The organism is Streptomyces sp. NPDC046805, assembly GCF_040645355.1.
Lineage (GTDB): Bacteria > Actinomycetota > Actinomycetes > Streptomycetales > Streptomycetaceae > Streptomyces.
Window position 1 is genome coordinate 191,534 of record NZ_JBEYYC010000006.1, and the last position, 16,804, is coordinate 208,337.

At 70.8% G+C, this 16,804-nt stretch carries 16 protein-coding genes; 6 read left to right on the top strand and 10 right to left on the bottom strand.

Features of this window, described 5'->3' with window-relative positions:
* The first annotated feature begins 9 nt into the window (after positions 1-9).
* The 3 genes from ABZ910_RS09630 to ABZ910_RS09640 are packed head-to-tail and all read left to right on the top strand — an operon-like array spanning position 10 to position 2,104.
* Complete coding sequence (locus ABZ910_RS09630; RefSeq protein WP_361361338.1) at positions 10-1,341, top strand: hemolysin family protein; 1,332 nt, start codon at positions 10-12, stop codon at positions 1,339-1,341.
* Complete coding sequence (locus tag ABZ910_RS09635; protein WP_361361340.1) at positions 1,338-1,697, top strand: MmcQ/YjbR family DNA-binding protein; 360 nt, start codon at positions 1,338-1,340, stop codon at positions 1,695-1,697. The genes ABZ910_RS09630 and ABZ910_RS09635 overlap by 4 nt, the downstream gene beginning before the upstream one ends.
* A gap of 53 nt (positions 1,698-1,750) precedes the next feature.
* The gene (locus ABZ910_RS09640) at positions 1,751-2,104 is read left to right on the top strand and encodes a cytidine deaminase (protein WP_361361342.1); all 354 of its coding nucleotides are present in this window, start codon (positions 1,751-1,753) and stop codon (positions 2,102-2,104) included.
* 31 nt (positions 2,105-2,135) lie between these two features.
* On the opposite strand, the gene ABZ910_RS09645 is transcribed toward ABZ910_RS09640, so the two are convergent.
* Positions 2,136-2,474: a P-II family nitrogen regulator gene (locus tag ABZ910_RS09645; protein ID WP_361361344.1), complete on the bottom strand. Its 339-nt coding sequence runs from the start codon at positions 2,472-2,474 to the stop codon at positions 2,136-2,138.
* Entirely contained in the window at positions 2,471-3,790 is a 1,320-nt protein-coding gene (locus tag ABZ910_RS09650) for an ammonium transporter (RefSeq protein WP_361361346.1), read from the bottom strand. Before ABZ910_RS09650 ends, ABZ910_RS09645 begins: the two co-directional genes overlap by 4 nt.
* 165 nt (positions 3,791-3,955) lie before the next feature.
* Here ABZ910_RS09650 and era point away from each other — a divergent pair, with 165 nt between their 5' ends.
* Positions 3,956-4,918 (top strand): GTPase Era, encoded by a 963-nt coding sequence (gene era, locus ABZ910_RS09655; RefSeq protein WP_361361348.1) that lies wholly within the window; start codon positions 3,956-3,958, stop codon positions 4,916-4,918.
* Between the two features lie 16 nt (positions 4,919-4,934).
* On the opposite strand, the gene ABZ910_RS09660 is transcribed toward era, so the two are convergent.
* Positions 4,935-5,201 (bottom strand): protealysin inhibitor emfourin, encoded by a 267-nt coding sequence (locus ABZ910_RS09660; protein WP_361361350.1) that lies wholly within the window; start codon positions 5,199-5,201, stop codon positions 4,935-4,937.
* A gap of 63 nt (positions 5,202-5,264) precedes the next feature.
* Entirely contained in the window at positions 5,265-6,335 is a 1,071-nt protein-coding gene (locus tag ABZ910_RS09665; protein ID WP_361361352.1) for a M4 family metallopeptidase, read from the bottom strand.
* Between the two features lie 320 nt (positions 6,336-6,655).
* Here ABZ910_RS09665 and leuA point away from each other — a divergent pair, with 320 nt between their 5' ends.
* Complete coding sequence (gene leuA / locus ABZ910_RS09670; RefSeq protein ID WP_361361354.1) at positions 6,656-8,377, top strand: 2-isopropylmalate synthase; 1,722 nt, start codon at positions 6,656-6,658, stop codon at positions 8,375-8,377.
* Positions 8,378-8,561: 184 nt separating this feature from the next.
* Entirely contained in the window at positions 8,562-9,257 is a 696-nt protein-coding gene (locus ABZ910_RS09675) for a TerB family tellurite resistance protein (RefSeq protein ID WP_361361356.1), read from the top strand.
* 27 nt (positions 9,258-9,284) lie between these two features.
* On the opposite strand, the gene ABZ910_RS09680 is transcribed toward ABZ910_RS09675, so the two are convergent.
* The 6 genes from ABZ910_RS09680 to ABZ910_RS09705 form a co-directional block, all read right to left on the bottom strand.
* The gene (locus tag ABZ910_RS09680; protein WP_361361358.1) at positions 9,285-10,220 is read right to left on the bottom strand and encodes a dihydrodipicolinate synthase family protein; all 936 of its coding nucleotides are present in this window, start codon (positions 10,218-10,220) and stop codon (positions 9,285-9,287) included.
* Complete coding sequence (locus ABZ910_RS09685) at positions 10,217-11,236, bottom strand: ABC transporter ATP-binding protein (RefSeq protein ID WP_361361360.1); 1,020 nt, start codon at positions 11,234-11,236, stop codon at positions 10,217-10,219. Before ABZ910_RS09685 ends, ABZ910_RS09680 begins: the two co-directional genes overlap by 4 nt.
* Positions 11,233-13,230, bottom strand: coding sequence for a dipeptide/oligopeptide/nickel ABC transporter permease/ATP-binding protein (locus tag ABZ910_RS09690; RefSeq protein WP_361361362.1), 1,998 nt, complete (start codon positions 13,228-13,230; stop codon positions 11,233-11,235). Before ABZ910_RS09690 ends, ABZ910_RS09685 begins: the two co-directional genes overlap by 4 nt.
* Positions 13,227-14,189, bottom strand: coding sequence for an ABC transporter permease (locus tag ABZ910_RS09695; protein WP_361361364.1), 963 nt, complete (start codon positions 14,187-14,189; stop codon positions 13,227-13,229). Before ABZ910_RS09695 ends, ABZ910_RS09690 begins: the two co-directional genes overlap by 4 nt.
* A 4-nt stretch (positions 14,190-14,193) precedes the next feature.
* Complete coding sequence (locus ABZ910_RS09700; protein ID WP_361361366.1) at positions 14,194-15,828, bottom strand: ABC transporter substrate-binding protein; 1,635 nt, start codon at positions 15,826-15,828, stop codon at positions 14,194-14,196.
* Positions 15,829-16,135: 307 nt separating this feature from the next.
* Positions 16,136-16,651, bottom strand: a complete 516-nt coding sequence (locus ABZ910_RS09705; protein WP_361361368.1) for a GNAT family N-acetyltransferase — start codon at positions 16,649-16,651, stop codon at positions 16,136-16,138.
* Positions 16,652-16,804: the final 153 nt, after the last annotated feature.

A 16,804-nucleotide genomic window follows, 5' to 3' on the forward strand; every position in this document is an offset into this window, starting at 1 on the left:
CGTCGTCGTATGAGTCCGCAGATCGTCGTCGGCGCGATCGCCCTGATCGTCGTCGCCTGGCTCGCCGCCTGCGCCGAGGCGGGCATCGCGCGCGTCTCCAGCTTCCGCGCCGAGGAGGCCGTGAAGTCGGGCCGGCGCGGCAGCGCCAAACTGGCGCAGGTCGCCGCCGACCCGACCCGCTATCTCAACGTGGCGCTGCTGGTGCGCGTCGCCTGCGAGATGGCCGCCGCGGCCCTGGTCACCTACGCCTGCCTGCAGGAGATCGACGGCACCACCCAGGCCCTGCTCGCCGCCATCGGCGTCATGGTCCTGGTGTCGTACGTCGCCGTCGGCGTCTCACCGCGCACCATCGGCCGCCAGCACCCGCTGAGCACGGCGACGGCGGCCGCGTACGTCCTGCTGCCGCTCGCCCGGATCATGGGGCCCGTCCCGTCGCTGCTCATCCTCATCGGCAACGCGCTGACCCCCGGCAAGGGCTTCCGCCGCGGTCCGTTCGCCTCCGAGGCCGAGCTGCGCGCGATGGTCGACCTCGCGGAGAAGGAGTCGCTGATCGAGGACGAGGAGCGCCGCATGGTGCACTCGGTCTTCGAGCTCGGCGACACCCTCGTGCGCGAGGTCATGGTCCCGAGGACCGACCTGGTCGTCATCGAGCGCTACAAGACGATCCGTCAGGCCCTCACGCTCGCCCTGCGGTCCGGTTTCTCGCGCATCCCGGTCACCGGCGAGAGCGAGGACGACATCGTGGGGGTCGTGTATCTGAAGGACCTGGTCCGCAAGACGCACATCAGCCGCGACGCCGAGAACGACCTGGTGTCCACGGCCATGCGGCCCGCGTTCTTCGTGCCCGACACCAAGAACGCCGGCGACCTGCTGCGCGAGATGCAGAAGGAGCGCAACCACGTCGCCGTCGTCATCGACGAGTACGGCGGCACGGCCGGCATCGTCACCATCGAGGACATCCTCGAGGAGATCGTCGGCGAGATCACCGACGAGTACGACCGTGAACTCCCGCCCGTGGAGGAGCTCGGCGACGACCGCTACCGGGTCACCGCCCGCCTCGACATCACCGACCTCGGCGAGCTGTACGGCCTGGAGAGCTACGACGACGAGGACGTGGAGACCGTCGGCGGCCTGCTGGCCAAGGCCCTGGGACGGGTGCCGATCGCCGGGGCCTCGGCGCTGGTGGAGCTGCCGGACGGACGCGAACTGCGGCTCACCGCCGAGGCCGCGGCCGGCCGCCGGAACAAGATCGTGACCGTGCTGGTGGAGCCGCTGGGCAAGACGGACCCGCCCGTCCCGGCCGCGCCGAAGGACGAGGTGAAGGAGGCCGGGGCGGAGTGACCCCGCAGCAACTGCGCGCCTTTTGCCTGTCGTTCAATGCGGCCGTGGAGGACTTCCCCTTCAATCCGCAGACCTCGGTCTTCAAGGTCCGAGGCAAGCTGTTCGCCCTGTCGGACCTCGGCGCGCGCCCGCTGACGGTCAACCTCAAGTGCGACCCGGAGGACGCGATCCGGCTGCGGAGCGAGCACGAGGGGCTGATCATCCCCGGGTACCACATGAACAAGCGGCACTGGAACACGGTCACGGCCGACGGCGAGCTCCCGGACCGGCTGGTCCGGGAGCTCATCGAGGACTCCTACGACCTGGTCGTCGCCGGTCTGCCGCGCGCCGACCGGCTCCGCCTGGACCGCCCCTGACGGGGTGTGCCCCTGACCGGCCGCGGCGGACGGCCGCTCCGTATGCTCGGATCATGACCGAGAGCAACGCGCTTGACCCCGAGGACCGCAAGATCGTCACCCTGGCCCGTTCCGCACGGGCCCGCAACGGTGTGCCCGAGGGCGCGGCCGTACGGGACGAGACGGGACGTACGTATGTCGCGGGGACCGTGGCCCTCGACTCGCTGAAGTTGAGCGCCCTGCGGACCGCGGTCGCGATGGCGGTGGCGTCCGGGGCGAAGTCGCTGGAGGCGGCGGCGGTCGTCACCGAGGCCGAGGCCGCCGACGCGGAGGATCTGGCAGCGGTACGGGACCTGGGCGGGGCCGCGACGCCGGTGCTCGTGGCCGGGCCGGACGGCGCCGTGCGGCTGACGGTCTCCGCCGGCTGACCGACGGCTGGGAAGAGCCGGGTGCGGTGGGTCAGAGCGCGTCGGGGCCGCGCTCTCCCGTGCGCACCCGGACGACCGTCTCGACGGGCACGGCCCACACCTTGCCGTCCCCGATCTTCCCCGTGTGCGCGGCCTTCACGATCGCCTCGATGACCGCCTCCGCGTCGGCGTCCTCGACGACGACCTCGATGCGGACCTTGGGCACCAGGTCGACCCGGTACTCGGCGCCGCGGTACACCTCGGTGTGGCCGTGCTGACGGCCGTACCCGCTGGCCTCGGTCACGGTCAGGCCGTGCACGCCGAGCTCCTGCAGGGCGGTCTTGACCTCGTCGAGGCGGTACGGCTTGACGATCGCGGTGATGAGCTTCATCCCTGTGCCTTGACCTTCTGCGCGGTGGGGAGTGCGGAGTGGGCGACCGGGGCGCCGTGGCCCAGGACCCCGTGATCGTAGGCCGTCTCGGCGTGCACCGTAAGGTCCAGTCCCTCCCGCTCCTCCTCCTCGCTCGCGCGGAAGCCCATCGTCTTGTCGAGCAGTTTGCCGATGCCGTACGTGACGGCGAACGCGTACCCCGCGACGACCATGACGGCCAGCAGCTGCTTGCCGAGCTGGCCGATGCCGCCGCCGTACAGCAGCCCCTCCGGGCCGCCGGTCATCTCCTTGACCGCGAACAGGCCGATGAGCAGGGTGCCGACGATCCCGCCGACCAGGTGGACGCCGACGACGTCGAGCGAGTCGTCGTAGTTCAGCTTGAACTTCCAGCTCACGGCGTACGAGCAGACGACGCCCGCGGCGAGACCGACGACCAGGGCGCCGAGCAGCGAGACCGAGCCGCAGGACGGCGTGATGGCCACGAGGCCCGCGACCGCGCCGGAGGCGGCGCCCAGGGTGGTGGGGTGGCCGTCGCGCTTCTGCTCGACGAAGAGCCAGCCGAGCAGGCCGGTGCAGCCGGCGGCGAGGGTGTTGAGGAACGCGGCGGCCGCGAGGCCGCTTGCACCCAGCGCGGAGCCCGCATTGAAGCCGAACCAGCCGAACCAGAGCAGGCCCGCGCCGAGCACCACCATCGGCAGGTTGTGCGGGCGCATCGCGTCCTTCTTGAAGCCGAGCCGCGGGCCGAGCACCAGGCACAGGGCGAGACCGGAGGCGCCGGAGGTGATCTCGACGGGGAGACCGCCGGCGAAGTCGAGGGCGCCGAGATGGTGCAGGATCCAGCCGCCGGGACCCCAGACCCAGTGGGCGACGGGGACGTAGACGAGCAGCGCCCAGACCGGCACGAAGACCAGCCACGCGCCGAACCTCGCCCGGTCGGCGACGGCACCGCTGATGAGCGCGGCGGTGATGATCGCGAAGGTGAGCTGGAAGGTGGCGAAGAGGAGGGTGGGGACCGTGCCCTGCACGCTGCCGGGGCCGATGCCGCTCATGCCCGCGTGGCCGAGGCCGCCGATGAGACCGGCGAAGGTGTCGCCGCCGAAGGCGAGGGAGTAGCCGGCCGCCAGCCAGACGACCGTCACCAGGGCGATCGACACGAAGCTCATCATCAGCATGTTGAGCACGCTCTTCGTGCGGACCATGCCGCCGTAGAAGAGGGCGAGACCCGGCGTCATCAGCAGGACGAGGGCGGTGGCGGCGAGCAGCCAGGCAGTGTCGCCGGTGTCGACGTGAGCGGCGTGCGCGGCGGCGAGGGGCACGGGTGTCTCCAACGGTGTGGGGGCTCGTCAGAGATTCACCGGTGCGCGTTTCCGGTCGCGTACGGGTGTGTTTCGGTGACGTTTCGTTGCGTGGGGGTTTCCGGAAGCTCACGGTGCGGGGTACGGCCGGGTGGTTGTGCGGCGCGCTCCCGAGGATCAGGGAGAATGGTCACCATGAGCGTTCGTACCCAGTCATCCGAGCAGTCGGCCGAGGCCGCCCACCGTGCCGGCTTCGCCTGCTTCGTGGGCCGCCCCAACGCGGGCAAGTCCACCCTCACGAACGCTCTGGTCGGGCAGAAGGTGGCGATCACCGCGAACCAGCCGCAGACGACGCGGCACACGGTTCGGGGCATCGTGCACCGGCCCGACGCCCAGCTGATCCTGGTCGACACCCCCGGTCTGCACAAGCCGCGCACGCTGCTCGGCGAGCGGCTGAACGACGTCGTGCGCACGACGTGGGCCGAGGTCGACGTGATCGGCTTCTGCCTGCCGGCGAACGAGAAGATCGGCCCCGGCGACCGCTTCATCGCCAAGGAGCTGGCCGGGATCAAGAAGACCCCCAAGGTCGCGATCGTCACGAAGTCCGACCTGGTGGACTCCAAGACCCTCGCCGAGCAGCTGATCGCCATCGACCAGCTGGGCAAGGAGCTGGGCTTCGAGTGGGCGGAGATCGTGCCGGTGTCGGCGGTCGGCGACAAGCAGGTGGGCCTGCTGGCCGACCTGATCGTCCCGCTGCTGCCCGAGGGCCCGGCCCTCTACCCCGAGGGTGACCTCACGGACGAACCCGAGCAGGTCATGATCGCCGAGCTGATCCGCGAGGCGGCGCTGGAGGGCGTGCGCGACGAACTGCCGCACTCCATCGCGGTGGTCGTCGAGGAGATGCTCCCGCGCGAGGACCGCCCGGCGGACAAGCCGCTGCTCGACATCCACGCCAACGTCTACATCGAGCGCCCCAGCCAGAAGGGCATCATCATCGGCCCCAAGGGCAAGCGCCTGAAGGAGGTCGGCATCAAGTCCCGCAAGCACATCGAGGCGCTGCTGGGCACGCCGGTCTTCCTGGACCTGCACGTGAAGGTCGCCAAGGACTGGCAGCGGGACCCGAAGCAGCTGCGCAAGCTCGGCTTCTAGGAACGGAGTCGAGGGCCTAAGCCCCCTCCTTCAGTACCCGTGACACCAGGCTGCGCTGCTCCGTCGTGAGTTTCGGGTCGGCCGCGTACACCGTCCTGCCGTCCACCGTGATCTCGTAGTGGAAGCCGTCGGGCACGCCCGTGGGCGGCGTGCCCTGGCCGGTGGCCAGTGCCTGTTCGGCCAGGGTCTGCCATGCGTGCGCGTCGGGCCGTCCCGAGGTGTCCACCTCGGCACGGCGCTCGATGCCCGCGAAACCACCCGTGCGCGTCACCTGAATTCGCATGAGTCCTGTCTAGTACGGACCGATCCGGTCGCGCTACACGGCGCTGGACCGCACCCCGGCGTGCTACGACGTCGGCACGCCCACCTGCGACCAGGCCTTCAGCATGGCCTGGAGCTCGTCGCCGTCTCCGTAGCGCTCCTTGGCCGCCTCGGTCGTCAGGCGCGCGAACTGCGCGAAGTCCGCGTCCGACGTGAGTTTGCCGCCGGTCAGCACGTCGTACCAGATCTGCCCCGCCCGCTCCCAGGCGTTGCCGCCGAGGTCGGTGGCGGCCAGGTAGAAGGCGTGGTTGGGGATGCCGGAGTTGATGTGCACGCCGCCGTTGTCGCGGCCCGTCCTGACGTAGTCGTCCATCGTCGCGGGCTGCGGGTCCTTGCCGAGGACGTCGTCGTCGTACGCCGTGCCCGGGGCCTTCATGGAGCGCAGCGCGGTGCCGGTGACGCGCGGGGCGAGCAGGCCGGCGCCGATCAGCCAGTCGGCCTGGGCCGCGGTCTGGCCCAGCGCGTACTGCTTGATCAGCGAGCCGAAGACGTCCGAGATCGACTCGTTGAGGGCGCCCGACTGTCCGAAGTAGGCGAGGTTCGCCGTGTACTGGGTGACGCCGTGGGTCAGCTCGTGGCCGATGACGTCGACCGGGATGGTGAAGTCGAGGAAGATCTCGTCGTCCCCGTCGCCGAACACCATCTGATTGCCGTTCCAGAAGGCGTTGTCGTACTTCTCGCCGAAGTGCACGCTGGCGTCCAGCGGCAGCCCGTCGCCGTCGATGGAGTTGCGGCCGTACGCCTTCAGATACAGCTCGAACGTGGCGCCGAGGCCCGCGTAGGCGCGGTTGACGGTGGCGTCCTTGCTGGGCTTGGAGCCCTCGGCGCGCACCTTCTTGCCGGGGAGGTCCTGATGGTGCCCGGCGTCGTAGATGGTGCGGTGCGGCCGGTCGGCGGCGGCCCCGGCGGGCGCGGCGACGGCCGGGGCGCCGATGACCGTGGTCAGCCGGCGACGGGTGCGCTCGAAGGCGTCGCGCTCCAGGGTCCGGCGTGCGGAGTCGGCCAGGGCGGAGTCGCCGTCGCGGGCGAGCTTGTCGAGGAGGTGGGGCGGCACGATGGTGCAGAAGACGGGCTCGAAGCCCCCGTTGGTCGTCATACCTCGCACCATTGCACTGAGTTATCAATCTGTCACTACCCGCAACCGTGATTGGTGAAATACCAGGACAAGAGGATCGCCCGGCGTCGCCGGATGCTATGGGTGCGTTCTCCTGGTCCCGCATAGTGATACGGCCGTCCGCGCCCGGGACGGCTCGGCTAGCATGCGGAACATCATGCGTTTCGGGCTGCTTCTCCTTAGCTGCCGCGGCGAGGGCCTGTAGTCGAGGCCGACCCCCTCCCCGCGGCGCTTGGTGTTGTGTCGTCGGCCGTCCCACCGGACACCCTCCGTCCCACGGACACCCTGAGGAGCCTCGCACCATGGCCAACCGCCAGCAGCCCAGTTCCCTGCCGATCCACAAGTACGGCCGGTACGAGCAGGTGGACATCCCCGACCGCACCTGGCCGGAGCAGCGGATCACCGTCGCCCCCCGCTGGCTCTCCACCGACCTGCGCGACGGCAACCAGGCGCTGATCGACCCGATGTCGCCCGAGCGCAAGCGCCGGATGTTCGACCAGCTCGTGAAGATGGGCTACAAGGAGATCGAGGTCGGCTTCCCGTCCTCCGGCCAGACCGACTTCGACTTCGTGCGCTCGATCATCGAGGAAGAGGGCGCGATCCCCGACGACGTGACGATCTCCGTGCTGACCCAGGCCCGTGAGGACCTGATCGAGCGGACCGTGGAGTCGCTGAAGGGCGCCAAGCGCGCGACCGTGCATCTCTACAACGCCACCGCCCCGGTCTTCCGGCGGGTCGTCTTCCGCGGCTCCAAGGACGACATCAAGCAGATCGCCGTGGACGGCACCCGCCTGGTGATGGAGTACGCCGAGAAACTGCTCGGCCCCGAGACCGAGTTCGGGTACCAGTACTCGCCCGAGATCTTCACCGACACCGAGCTGGACTTCGCCCTGGAGGTCTGCGAGGCGGTCATGGACGTCTACCAGCCCGGTCCGGGGCGGGAGATCATCCTCAACCTGCCCGCCACCGTCGAGCGTTCGACCCCCTCCACGCACGCGGACCGCTTCGAGTGGATGCACCGCAAGCTCTCCCGCCGCGAGCACGTCTGTCTGTCCGTCCACCCGCACAACGACCGCGGTACGGCCGTGGCCGCCGCCGAGCTGGCCGTCATGGCCGGTGCCGACCGCGTCGAGGGCTGCCTGTTCGGGCAGGGCGAGCGCACCGGCAACGTCGACCTGGTCACCCTGGGGATGAACCTCTTCTCCCAGGGCGTCGACCCGCAGATCGACTTCTCCGACATCGACGAGATCCGTCGTACGTGGGAGTACTGCAACCAGATGGAGGTCCACCCGCGCCACCCGTACGTGGGCGACCTGGTCTACACGTCCTTCTCCGGCTCCCACCAGGACGCCATCAAGAAGGGCTTCGACACCATGGAGGCCGACGCGAAGGCCAAGGGCGTCACGGTCGACGACATCGAGTGGGCGGTCCCCTACCTGCCGATCGACCCGAAGGACGTCGGCCGCTCCTACGAGGCGGTCATCCGGGTCAACTCGCAGTCCGGCAAGGGCGGTGTCGCGTACGTCCTGAAGAACGACCACAAGCTGGAGCTGCCCCGCCGGATGCAGATCGAGTTCTCGAAGATCATCCAGACGAAGACGGACGCCGAGGGCGGCGAGATCACCGGCGGCGACATCTGGGCGGTCTTCCAGGACGAGTACCTGCCCAACCCGCAGAACCCGTGGGGCCGCGTCCAGGTCAGGACGGGCCAGTCGACCACCGACACGGACGGCGTGGACACGCTCACCGTCGAGGCCACGGTCGACGGCGAGGACACGGTCCTGACCGGCTCCGGCAACGGTCCGATCTCGGCCTTCTTCGACGCCCTGCAGTCCATCGGCATCGACGTACGCCTGCTCGACTACCAGGAGCACACGATGAGCGAGGGCGCCTCCGCGCAGGCCGCCTCCTACATCGAGTGCGCGATCGACGGCAAGATCCTTTGGGGGATCGGCATCGACGCGAACACGACGCGTGCGTCGCTGAAGGCGATCGTCTCCGCCGTCAACCGCGCGACGCGCTGACCCCACTGACCGGGGGTTTCAGGGCCCTGATCGTCCTGTACGGCGATCAGGGCCCCCTCGTTTCTCGGCCGTCGGGCCGGCCCGGTCACGGAAAGGTCTCGTACGAGGTACTGACTCCGCATCGACAATGTGGCTAACATCACGCCAGCGCGGCGATGTTGCCGCGGGGCTACGGAGGTGCGACGTGCTGCCAGTACGGGGACGAGACGGCCGTTCCGCCAGGGTCGTACGCATCCTGGGCACCCGTACCGCATGGACACCCGTGGGGGACGGCGAGTTCTTCTGCCCCGGCTGCGGAGGCGACCGCAACTACCAGCGGCTGACCGGCCGCCGCCGCTTCGCCGTCCTCGGCGTGCCCGTTCTGCCGCGCGGGGTGACCGGCCCGGTCGTGGAGTGCGCGGCCTGCCGCCACCACTACGGCACCGACGTCCTCGACCACCCCACCACCTCCCGCTTCTCCGCGATGCTCCGCGACGCCGTGCACACCGTCGCCCTGGCCGTGCTGGCCGCGGGCGGCACCTGTGCCCGTACGTCCCTGGAGGCCGCCGCGAGCACGGTCCGCGCGGCCGGATTCGCCGACTGCACCGAGGACCAGCTCGCCGCGCTCGTCGAGGCGCTGGCCGCGGACACCGGCCGCCTCTTCGACCAGCCGGACGGCGCGGGCCTCGCCATAGAGCTCCACGAGGCGCTCGACCCGCTCGCCCCGCACCTCGCCCCCGGCGGCCGCGAGTCGATCCTCCTCCAGGGCGCCCGCATCGCCCTCGCCGACGGCCCCTACACCCCCGCCGAACGCGACGCCCTCGCCACCGTCGGCGCCGCCCTCACCATCGGCGCGGACGACGTGACCCGGCTGCTGGCGGCGGCGCGCACGCCGTCCTGACGCTCCCCGGGGCCCGGAGCGGCCGGGTCACAGCAGTCCGGCCGCCGCCAGGAACTTCCCGACCTGCTCGACCTCCTCCGCCGACAGCGGGATCTGCGGCTCGGCCGTCGCCGGGCAGTCGATGATCCCGCGCAGACGCAGCGCCGCCTTGAACGCGCCGAGGGCCGACGAGCCGCCGCCCATCCGGGCCGGGTCCCCGACGCCCACCATGCCGAACAGGGCGCACAGCCGGTCCTGTTCGGCGCGGGCCTCGGCCCAGTCGCCCGCCCGGCACAGCCGGTAGAGGCGGACGTAGCCGTGCGGGTCGACGTTGGCCAGGCCCGGCACCGTGCCGTCGGCGCCCAGCGCGAGCGCCGAGTCGACGATAAGCTCGGAGCCGGTGAGCAGGCTGAAGCCCGCCGTGTCGGGCCGGCTCCGGGCACCGGTGACGACCTCCCGGAAGCCGGCCAGGTCCCCGCTGGAGTCCTTGAGCCCGGCGAGCACGCCCTCGGCGGCGAGCTCCAGCACCAGCGCAGCGGGGAGCTTGCTGTGCACGGCGGCCGGGATGTCGTAGGCGAGGACCGGGACGGGGCTGGCGGCCGCGACCCGGCGGAAGTGGCGGGCGGTCTCCGCCGGGTGGGTCCGGGTGTAGAAGGGGGCGGTGACGACGACCGCCTGTGCGCCCGCGGCCGTCACCTCCCGGACGTGGTCCAGCACGCGGGGCGTGGTCATGTCGATGGCCCCGGCCAGCACCGGGAGCTGTCCGCCGAGATGGCTCACCACCGTCTCCACCACCAGCCTGCGCTGCAGGTCGGTCAGGAAGGCGGCCTCCGAGGTCGAGCCGAGCAGGAACAGCCCGTGCACCCCGGCCTCCACCAGATGCCCCACGAGCCTGAGGAGCGAGGGGACGTCCACCTCGCGGTCCGGTGTCAGGGGCGTGCAGACGGGCGGGACGACACCGGTGAGCGGGGCGGGGACGGTCATGAGGGCTCCCTGGCAGGACTCTGGCGTACGAGGTCGCGGGTGGACTGGTCCTCCTGCACAGGATGGTGACAGCGGTAGCGGTGTCCGGGGCGCGACGCGGCCGAGAAATCCGGCATGGCCGCCGCGCACGCCTCGTTCGCCCGCCAGCACCGGGTGCGGAACGGGCAGCCGCTCGGGGGCCGGGTCGCCGACGGGACCGGACCGGTCAGCGGGATCGGGTCGATCGGGTCGAGCAGCCCGGGCGTGGCGGAGAACAGGGCGCGGGTGTACGGGTGCCGGGCGTGGTCGGTGACCCGGCCGGCCGGGGTCTCCTCGACGATCCGGCCCAGGTACATGGTGATCACGCGGTCGCTCATGCGCCGTACGGTCTGGATGTCGTGCGAGACGAAGACCAGGGCCAGGCCCAGCCGTTCCTTGAGGTCGAGGAGGAGGTTGAGGATCTGGGCGCGGACCGACACGTCCAGGGCGCTCGTCGGCTCGTCCGCCACCACCAGGGCGGGGTCGAGAGCCAGCGCGCGGGCGATGGCGACGCGCTGGCGCTGGCCGCCGGACAGCTGCCCGGGCAGTGCGTCCGCGAGGGCCCGGGGGAGGCCCACCAGGGCCATCAACTCCCGTACCCGCTCGTCTCGTCGGGCCTTCGCCCCGCGCCGGTGGACGTCCAGCGGATCCCGCAGGACCTGCCGTACGGTCAGGTGGCGGTTCAGCGCGGTCGACGGGTCCTGGAAGACCATGCCGACGCCGGCCCCGACGGCCGTCCGGCGGTCGGCGGCCGGCATGGCCCACAGGTCACGGCCATGGACCGACACCGTGCCGGACGTCGGCCGCTCCACCCCCACCAGCACCTTCGCCAGCGTCGTCTTGCCGCAGCCGGACTCGCCGACCACGCCGACGGTCTCGCCGGGCGCGACGGTGAGGTCGGCGCCGGTCAGGGCGTACACCCGGTCCCGGGTGAACAGGCCGCCGCTGCGGGCCTTGTGGACGACATGGACGTCCGCGAGTTCCACCAGCGCGCTCATGTCACCGCCTCGCTCTCCGCGCCCGCCGTGGACGCCAGGTCGACCGCCGGGTGGTGGCAGGCCGCCGTGTGCGTGCGCGTGCCGGTCAGGGCGGGCGCTGTCGTACGGCACACCTCGCTCGCCGCCGGGCAGCGGTCGGCGAACCGGCAGCCGGCGGGGAAGTCGGCCGGCGACGGGACGACGCCCCTGATCTGGGTCATCCGCTCGGCCGCCGCCGACTCCAGGGACAGCACGCTGCCCAGCAGCCCGCGCGTGTAGTGGTGGGCCGGTGCCTGGACCAGGTCGGCGGTCACGCCCGTCTCGACGATCTGGCCGCCGTACATCACCACCACCCGGTCGGTGACGTCCGCGACGAGTGCCAGGTCGTGCGAGACCAGGATCAGCGCGAAGCCCAGCTCCTCGCGCAGCCGCAGCAGCAGCTCGATGACCTGTGCCTGCACGGTCACGTCCAGGGCGGTCGTCGGCTCGTCGGCGACGATCAGCCTGGGGTCGCGGGAGAGGGCCATGGCGATGAGGACGCGCTGGCGCTGGCCGCCGGAGAGCTCGTGCGGGTAGCTGCGCAGGGTGCGTTCGGGGTCGAGGCCGACCAGGGTGAGCAGCTCGGCGGGACCGCGACGGCCGCCGCGCCGGACGAGCTGCCTCAGCTGGGCGCGGATGGTCATCGCCGGGTTCAGGGAGGAGAGGGCGTCCTGGTAGATCATCGCCATCTCGTGGCCGAGGAGCCGGCGCCGCAGTCGTGTCGGCTCGGCGAGCAGGTCCCGTTGCCCGAAGCGGATGTGGCCGCTGATCCGGGCGCCCCTGGGGGCGAGCCCCATGACGGCCAGCGCCGTGAGCGTCTTGCCGCAGCCCGACTCGCCGACCAGGCCCAGGACTTCACCGGGCCGCACCTCGAATCCGATCCCGTCCACGATGTCGACGCCGCCGTGCCGTCCCTCGAAGCCGATGGCGAGGTTCTCGACCGCCAGCACCGGCTGCCGCCCCTCGGGGAGCGGGCGGGCCCGTGCCCGCAGCCGCCGGGCCGCCGCCGTCAGGCCGGGCAGCCGCACCACCTCGCCGCTGCCGGGCTCCGGCGCCTGGAGCCGGTCCTCGTCGCGTACCCGCACCTCCCGGGGCGCGGGCGCCGCCCAGGCGTCCGACACTCCCTCGGACAGGATGTTCAGCGACAGGACGGTCACCAGGATCAGCAGCCCGGGGAAGACCGTGGCCCACCAACCCCCGGTCAGCACCATGTTCTTGCCGTCCGCGATGACGCTGCCCCAGGACGGGTCCGGCGGCCGTACGCCCGCGCCGATGAAGGACAGCGACGCCTCGAAGACGATGGCCTCGGCGACCTGGACCGTGCAGAACACCAGCACGGGAGCGGCGCAGTTGACCGCCACGTGCCGCAGGACGATGTGCGGGGTGCGGGCGCCGATCACGCGCTCCGCCGTCACATAGTCCTCGCCGTACTGGTCGAGGACGTTGGCCCGTACGACCCGTGCCACCGGCGGCGTGAACACGAACGCGATCGCGCAGATCAGCACGGTGATGCCACCGCCGAACACGACGACGAGCACGGCGGCCAGCGCGATGCCCGGAAACGCCATCACCACGTCCAGACAGCGCATCAGCGTCTCGTCCGCCCCCTTGCGGGAGGTGGCCGCGACCGCCCCGACCAGCGCGCCCACGACGAGGGCGAGGGCGGTCGCGCCGAGGCCGATGGCGAGGGACCAGCGGGCGCCGTACATCAGCCGGCTGAGGATGTCCCGGCCGAGGCTGTCCTGGCCCATCCAGTGGGCGGCGGACGGGTGCCCGGTGCCGTCGACCGGGACCTGCTGGTCGAGCGGGTCGTCGGGGGAGAGCACCGGCGCGAGCAGGGCCGTCAGCACGATCACGGCCAGCAGGCAGACGGCGGCCCTGGACAGCGGGGACAGCCGTCGCAGGCCGCGGAGGCGGACACCGGGACGGGACAGGGCCGCGACGAGGCGGGTGCGCGTGTACGGAGACGTGATCATACGGCCGCATCCCTCAGTCGCGGGTTGACCAGCAGATAGAGGATGTCGATGGCGAGGTTCACCACGACGAAGCCGGTCGCCGTCGTCAGGACGACCCCCTGGACGACGGCCGGGTCGCCGTTCTTGACGGCGTCGATCATCAGCTTGCCCATGCCGGGCAGGGAGAAGATCGTCTCGATGACGACCGCGCCGCCGAGCAGATAGCCGACGCGCAGACCGAGCACGGTCAGCGGGTTGACGAGCGCGTTGCGCAGCACGTTGCGCCCCACCACCACCCGCGGCGGCAGCCCGCTGCCGATCGCCGTCCGTACGTAGTCCTTGTCCAGCTCCTCCACCACCGACGTCCGGACGATCCGGGTCAGTTGGGCCGCCACCGGAAGCGACAGCGCGAACGCCGGCAGGACCATCGTGCGCAGCCAGCCGGTGAGGGAGTCGGCCGGATTGACGTAGCCGCCGGTCGGGAACCAGCCCCGGTCCACCGCCAGGTACTGGATCATCAGCAGCGCCAGCCAGAAGCCGGGCGCGGCGACCCCGGTCAGCGAGACGACCCGGATGACCTGGTCGGGCAGCCGGTCCCGGTGGATCGCCGCCGTCACCCCGCCGGCCAGTGCCAGCACCACCGCGATGCCGAGACCCAGGAAGGTCAGCTGGAGGGTGAGCGGCAGCGCGGTGGTGACCTGGTCGACGACCGGGGCCCGGGTCAGCGCGCTGGTGCCGAGGTCGCCGTGGAGCAGATCGCCGACGAAGTGGACGTAGCGGACGGGGAGCGGGTCGAGCAGCCCGTTCTGCGCGCGGAAGTCGTGCAGCTGCTCGGGTGTGGGGTTCGCGCCCTGGAAGAACGCGGAGGCCGGGTCGACGTCGGAGAACCGCATCACCAGGAACACGAACAGGACGATGCCGAGCATCAGCGGCACGAGCAGGGCGATGCGCCGCAGCAGGATCCTGGCGACGGCGGTCATCCGGTCAGACCCACTTGGCCTGGAGGAGGTTGATCCCGGGATACGGCTGGGCCCTGATCCCGGTGAGTTTCCTCGGGTTCCAGGCGGTCATCAGCTCGTTGTGGACGACCGGGTAGAGCACGGCCTGCTCGGCGACGACGTCGATGTAGTCCTGGATCATCGCCTTCTTCCGGTCGGGGTCCGGCTCCCGGGTCGCCCGGTCCATGTCCTTGAAGAGCTGTTTGGCGACCGGGTCGGCGGCCCAACGGGTGTACTGCATCCAGAGGTTGGCCGGCCCGTAGTTGTAGTGCATGATCAGGTCGGCGTCGATGCCGAACTGGTTGGGGTTGGAGGCGGCGGCGACGACCTGGTAGTCCTGCTTCTGGTCCATCTTGGTGAAGACGGCGGTCGTCTCCTGCGGGGAGAGGGTCGTCTGCACGCCGATCGCGTCCCAGGACGCCTTGATGGTCGGCAGGCAGTCGACGATCCAACTGACGTTGACGGCCAGGACGTCGATCTTCAGGTTCGTCACCCCGGCGGCCTTCAGCAGCGCCTTCGCCTTGTCGGGGTCGTAGTCGTAGACGGTCCTGGCCCGCCGGTAGGCGGGGTTGCCCTCGTCGAGGAACGAACTCGACGGCCTTCCATGCCCCTTGAGGGCCACCTCGACCATCTTCCCGGTGTCGATGGCGTAGTGCAGCGCCTGCCGGACCCGCACGTCGTCGAAGGGCTTGTGCCGGGTGTTGAACATCAGGAACAGGTTGTTCATCCCGGCCCCGCCCGCGACCGCGAGCCCGCCCCGCTTCAGCTGGGTGATGTTGGCGTACGGGATGTTGTCGGCGATCTGCGCGCCCGCGTCGGCCCCGGAGATCTTCGCCACGCGCGGGGCGGCGTCGACGATGGTCAGCCAGTTCATCGTCCGGAAGGCGGGCCTGCGCGGCCCGTTGTAGCCGGCGAACGCCTCGAAGGTGGTGTTCGACTTCGGGTGGTGCGCGGTCTGGCGGTACGGCCCCGAGCCCACCGCGAGCCCCTTGATCGCGTCGTCCCAGGCACCCGGCCTGGAGAACACGTGCCGCGGCATGATCTTGGCGAGCGTGAGCCGCGAAACCCCTTCCGGGAAGGGGAACTTGAGCACCAGCTCCACGCTCCGCGCGTCGACCTTGCGGACCTCCTTCACCCAGCTCGCGAAGAACCCCTTCGCGAGGGTCTGCGTCTTCGGGTCCAGGATCCGGTCGAAGACGAACACCACGTCGTCGGCGGTGACCGGCTTCCCGTCGTGGAAGGTCGCGCCCTGGCGCAGCGTGAACTTCCAGGTGGTGGCGTCGAGATCGGCCGGCACCTCGGTGGCCAGCGCCGCGTACGGCTCGCGCGAGATCGGGTCGGTGTCGAGCAGCCCCTCGTAGATGTGGTTGTTGGCGGCCATGCAGAACGCGGAGGCCGTCTGCGTCGGGTCCCAACTCCCGTCGTTGCCGTACCCGATCACCGCGGTCAGGGTGCGGTCCTTGCCGCGGCCGTCGCCGCCGGTGTCGTTGGTGGACTCCGGCCCGGACGAGCAGGCCGCGAGCGACGAGGAGAGGGCTGCGGCCGCCCCCAGCGCGCCGGTGTACTTCAGAAACGCCCGGCGGTGCGGCGCCGGCACGTCGTGGATCACGTCGTCGCGCACGGTTCCTCCAGCGAAGAGGTCTGGTGGATGAGGGAGAGGGAGGAGAGGGGAGGGGAGGTACGACGTCCTACGTCCGGCCGGTCAGCGTGACCATAAGAGGAGAGGTGGGGGCGGTCAAGACATCCCGCGCGAAATGGAGGTGCCGCCAGAGGTCGGGCCAATGGCGCAAGGAAACCAGGCGAGTCGACGCCTCCCGGCGGACCGTGCGGCGGGAGGCGCTCCGCTCAACGAGCCGTGACAGCGGTGCCGCGTAAGGCGGTTCGCCGGGCTGAGGTCTGCCCGGCCTCCCCCGCTCCGAGAACCGTTCTCACATCGCGAGCCGCATCACCAGACGGGACTGGCCCGGGCCGAAGTAGTCCTTGCGGGGCTCTCCTTCGGGGGTGAAGCCCAGCGATCGGTAGAGGACGACGGCCGTGTCGTTGCCGGGCTCCACGGTGAGCCGTACGGAGGTGACGGACTCCGCGTGCAGCCGGTGCAGTATCTCCCGCATCAGCCGGCGACCCAGGCCCCGCCCGCGCAGGCCGGGCGTGACGACGAGGCTGAGTATCCAGCTGCCCGCGGCGTGGGGAGACGTGGCGACCACGTAGCCGCGCAGTGTCGTGCCGTCGTCCAGCACCAGCATGTGGTCCCCGTACACGTCGAGGAACTGCCGGAGCACGAAGTAGGGGTACGGCTCCGAGGGGAACGCCTCGGTGTCGAGGCGGAGGAGTGCGGGCAGATCGTCCTCGGTGACCGCTCTGATCCAAGGAGGGCTGCCCTCACCGGTGAGGCTCCGCAGTGATCCGGCGGGCGACGGAAAACGATCTCCGGGAAGAGGAGCCATGTATTCCCCTTTTTGTTAATTCGATGATGCGCGCCAGCCGTGTGATAACTATATCGACAGATATACCGCCGCCCGGCGTCCGTGATCGGCACAAGCTTTCCCATCATCACCCGGTGAAATCGGGTCGCTCAAGAGCGAGAACAAGCCGCCCGC

What these genes read in the sequence shown, in the direction of transcription:
- ABZ910_RS09680 (WP_361361358.1), bottom strand. Translation starts at nt 10,220, where the DNA reads ATGACCGTCCCCGCCCCGCTCACCGGTGTCGTCCCGCCCGTCTGCACG.
- ABZ910_RS09695 (WP_361361364.1), bottom strand. Translation starts at nt 14,189, where the DNA reads ATGACCGCCGTCGCCAGGATCCTGCTGCGGCGCATCGCCCTGCTCGTG.
- ABZ910_RS09665 (WP_361361352.1), bottom strand. Translation starts at nt 6,335, where the DNA reads ATGACGACCAACGGGGGCTTCGAGCCCGTCTTCTGCACCATCGTGCCG.
- ABZ910_RS09685 (WP_361361360.1), bottom strand. Translation starts at nt 11,236, where the DNA reads ATGAGCGCGCTGGTGGAACTCGCGGACGTCCATGTCGTCCACAAGGCC.
- ABZ910_RS09640 (WP_361361342.1), top strand. Translation starts at nt 1,751, where the DNA reads ATGACCGAGAGCAACGCGCTTGACCCCGAGGACCGCAAGATCGTCACC.
- ABZ910_RS09660 (WP_361361350.1), bottom strand. Translation starts at nt 5,201, where the DNA reads ATGCGAATTCAGGTGACGCGCACGGGTGGTTTCGCGGGCATCGAGCGC.
- ABZ910_RS09645 (WP_361361344.1), bottom strand. Translation starts at nt 2,474, where the DNA reads ATGAAGCTCATCACCGCGATCGTCAAGCCGTACCGCCTCGACGAGGTC.
- ABZ910_RS09690 (WP_361361362.1), bottom strand. Translation starts at nt 13,230, where the DNA reads ATGATCACGTCTCCGTACACGCGCACCCGCCTCGTCGCGGCCCTGTCC.
- leuA (WP_361361354.1), top strand. Translation starts at nt 6,656, where the DNA reads ATGGCCAACCGCCAGCAGCCCAGTTCCCTGCCGATCCACAAGTACGGC.
- era (WP_361361348.1), top strand. Translation starts at nt 3,956, where the DNA reads ATGGTCACCATGAGCGTTCGTACCCAGTCATCCGAGCAGTCGGCCGAG.
- ABZ910_RS09705 (WP_361361368.1), bottom strand. Translation starts at nt 16,651, where the DNA reads ATGGCTCCTCTTCCCGGAGATCGTTTTCCGTCGCCCGCCGGATCACTG.
- ABZ910_RS09630 (WP_361361338.1), top strand. Translation starts at nt 10, where the DNA reads ATGAGTCCGCAGATCGTCGTCGGCGCGATCGCCCTGATCGTCGTCGCC.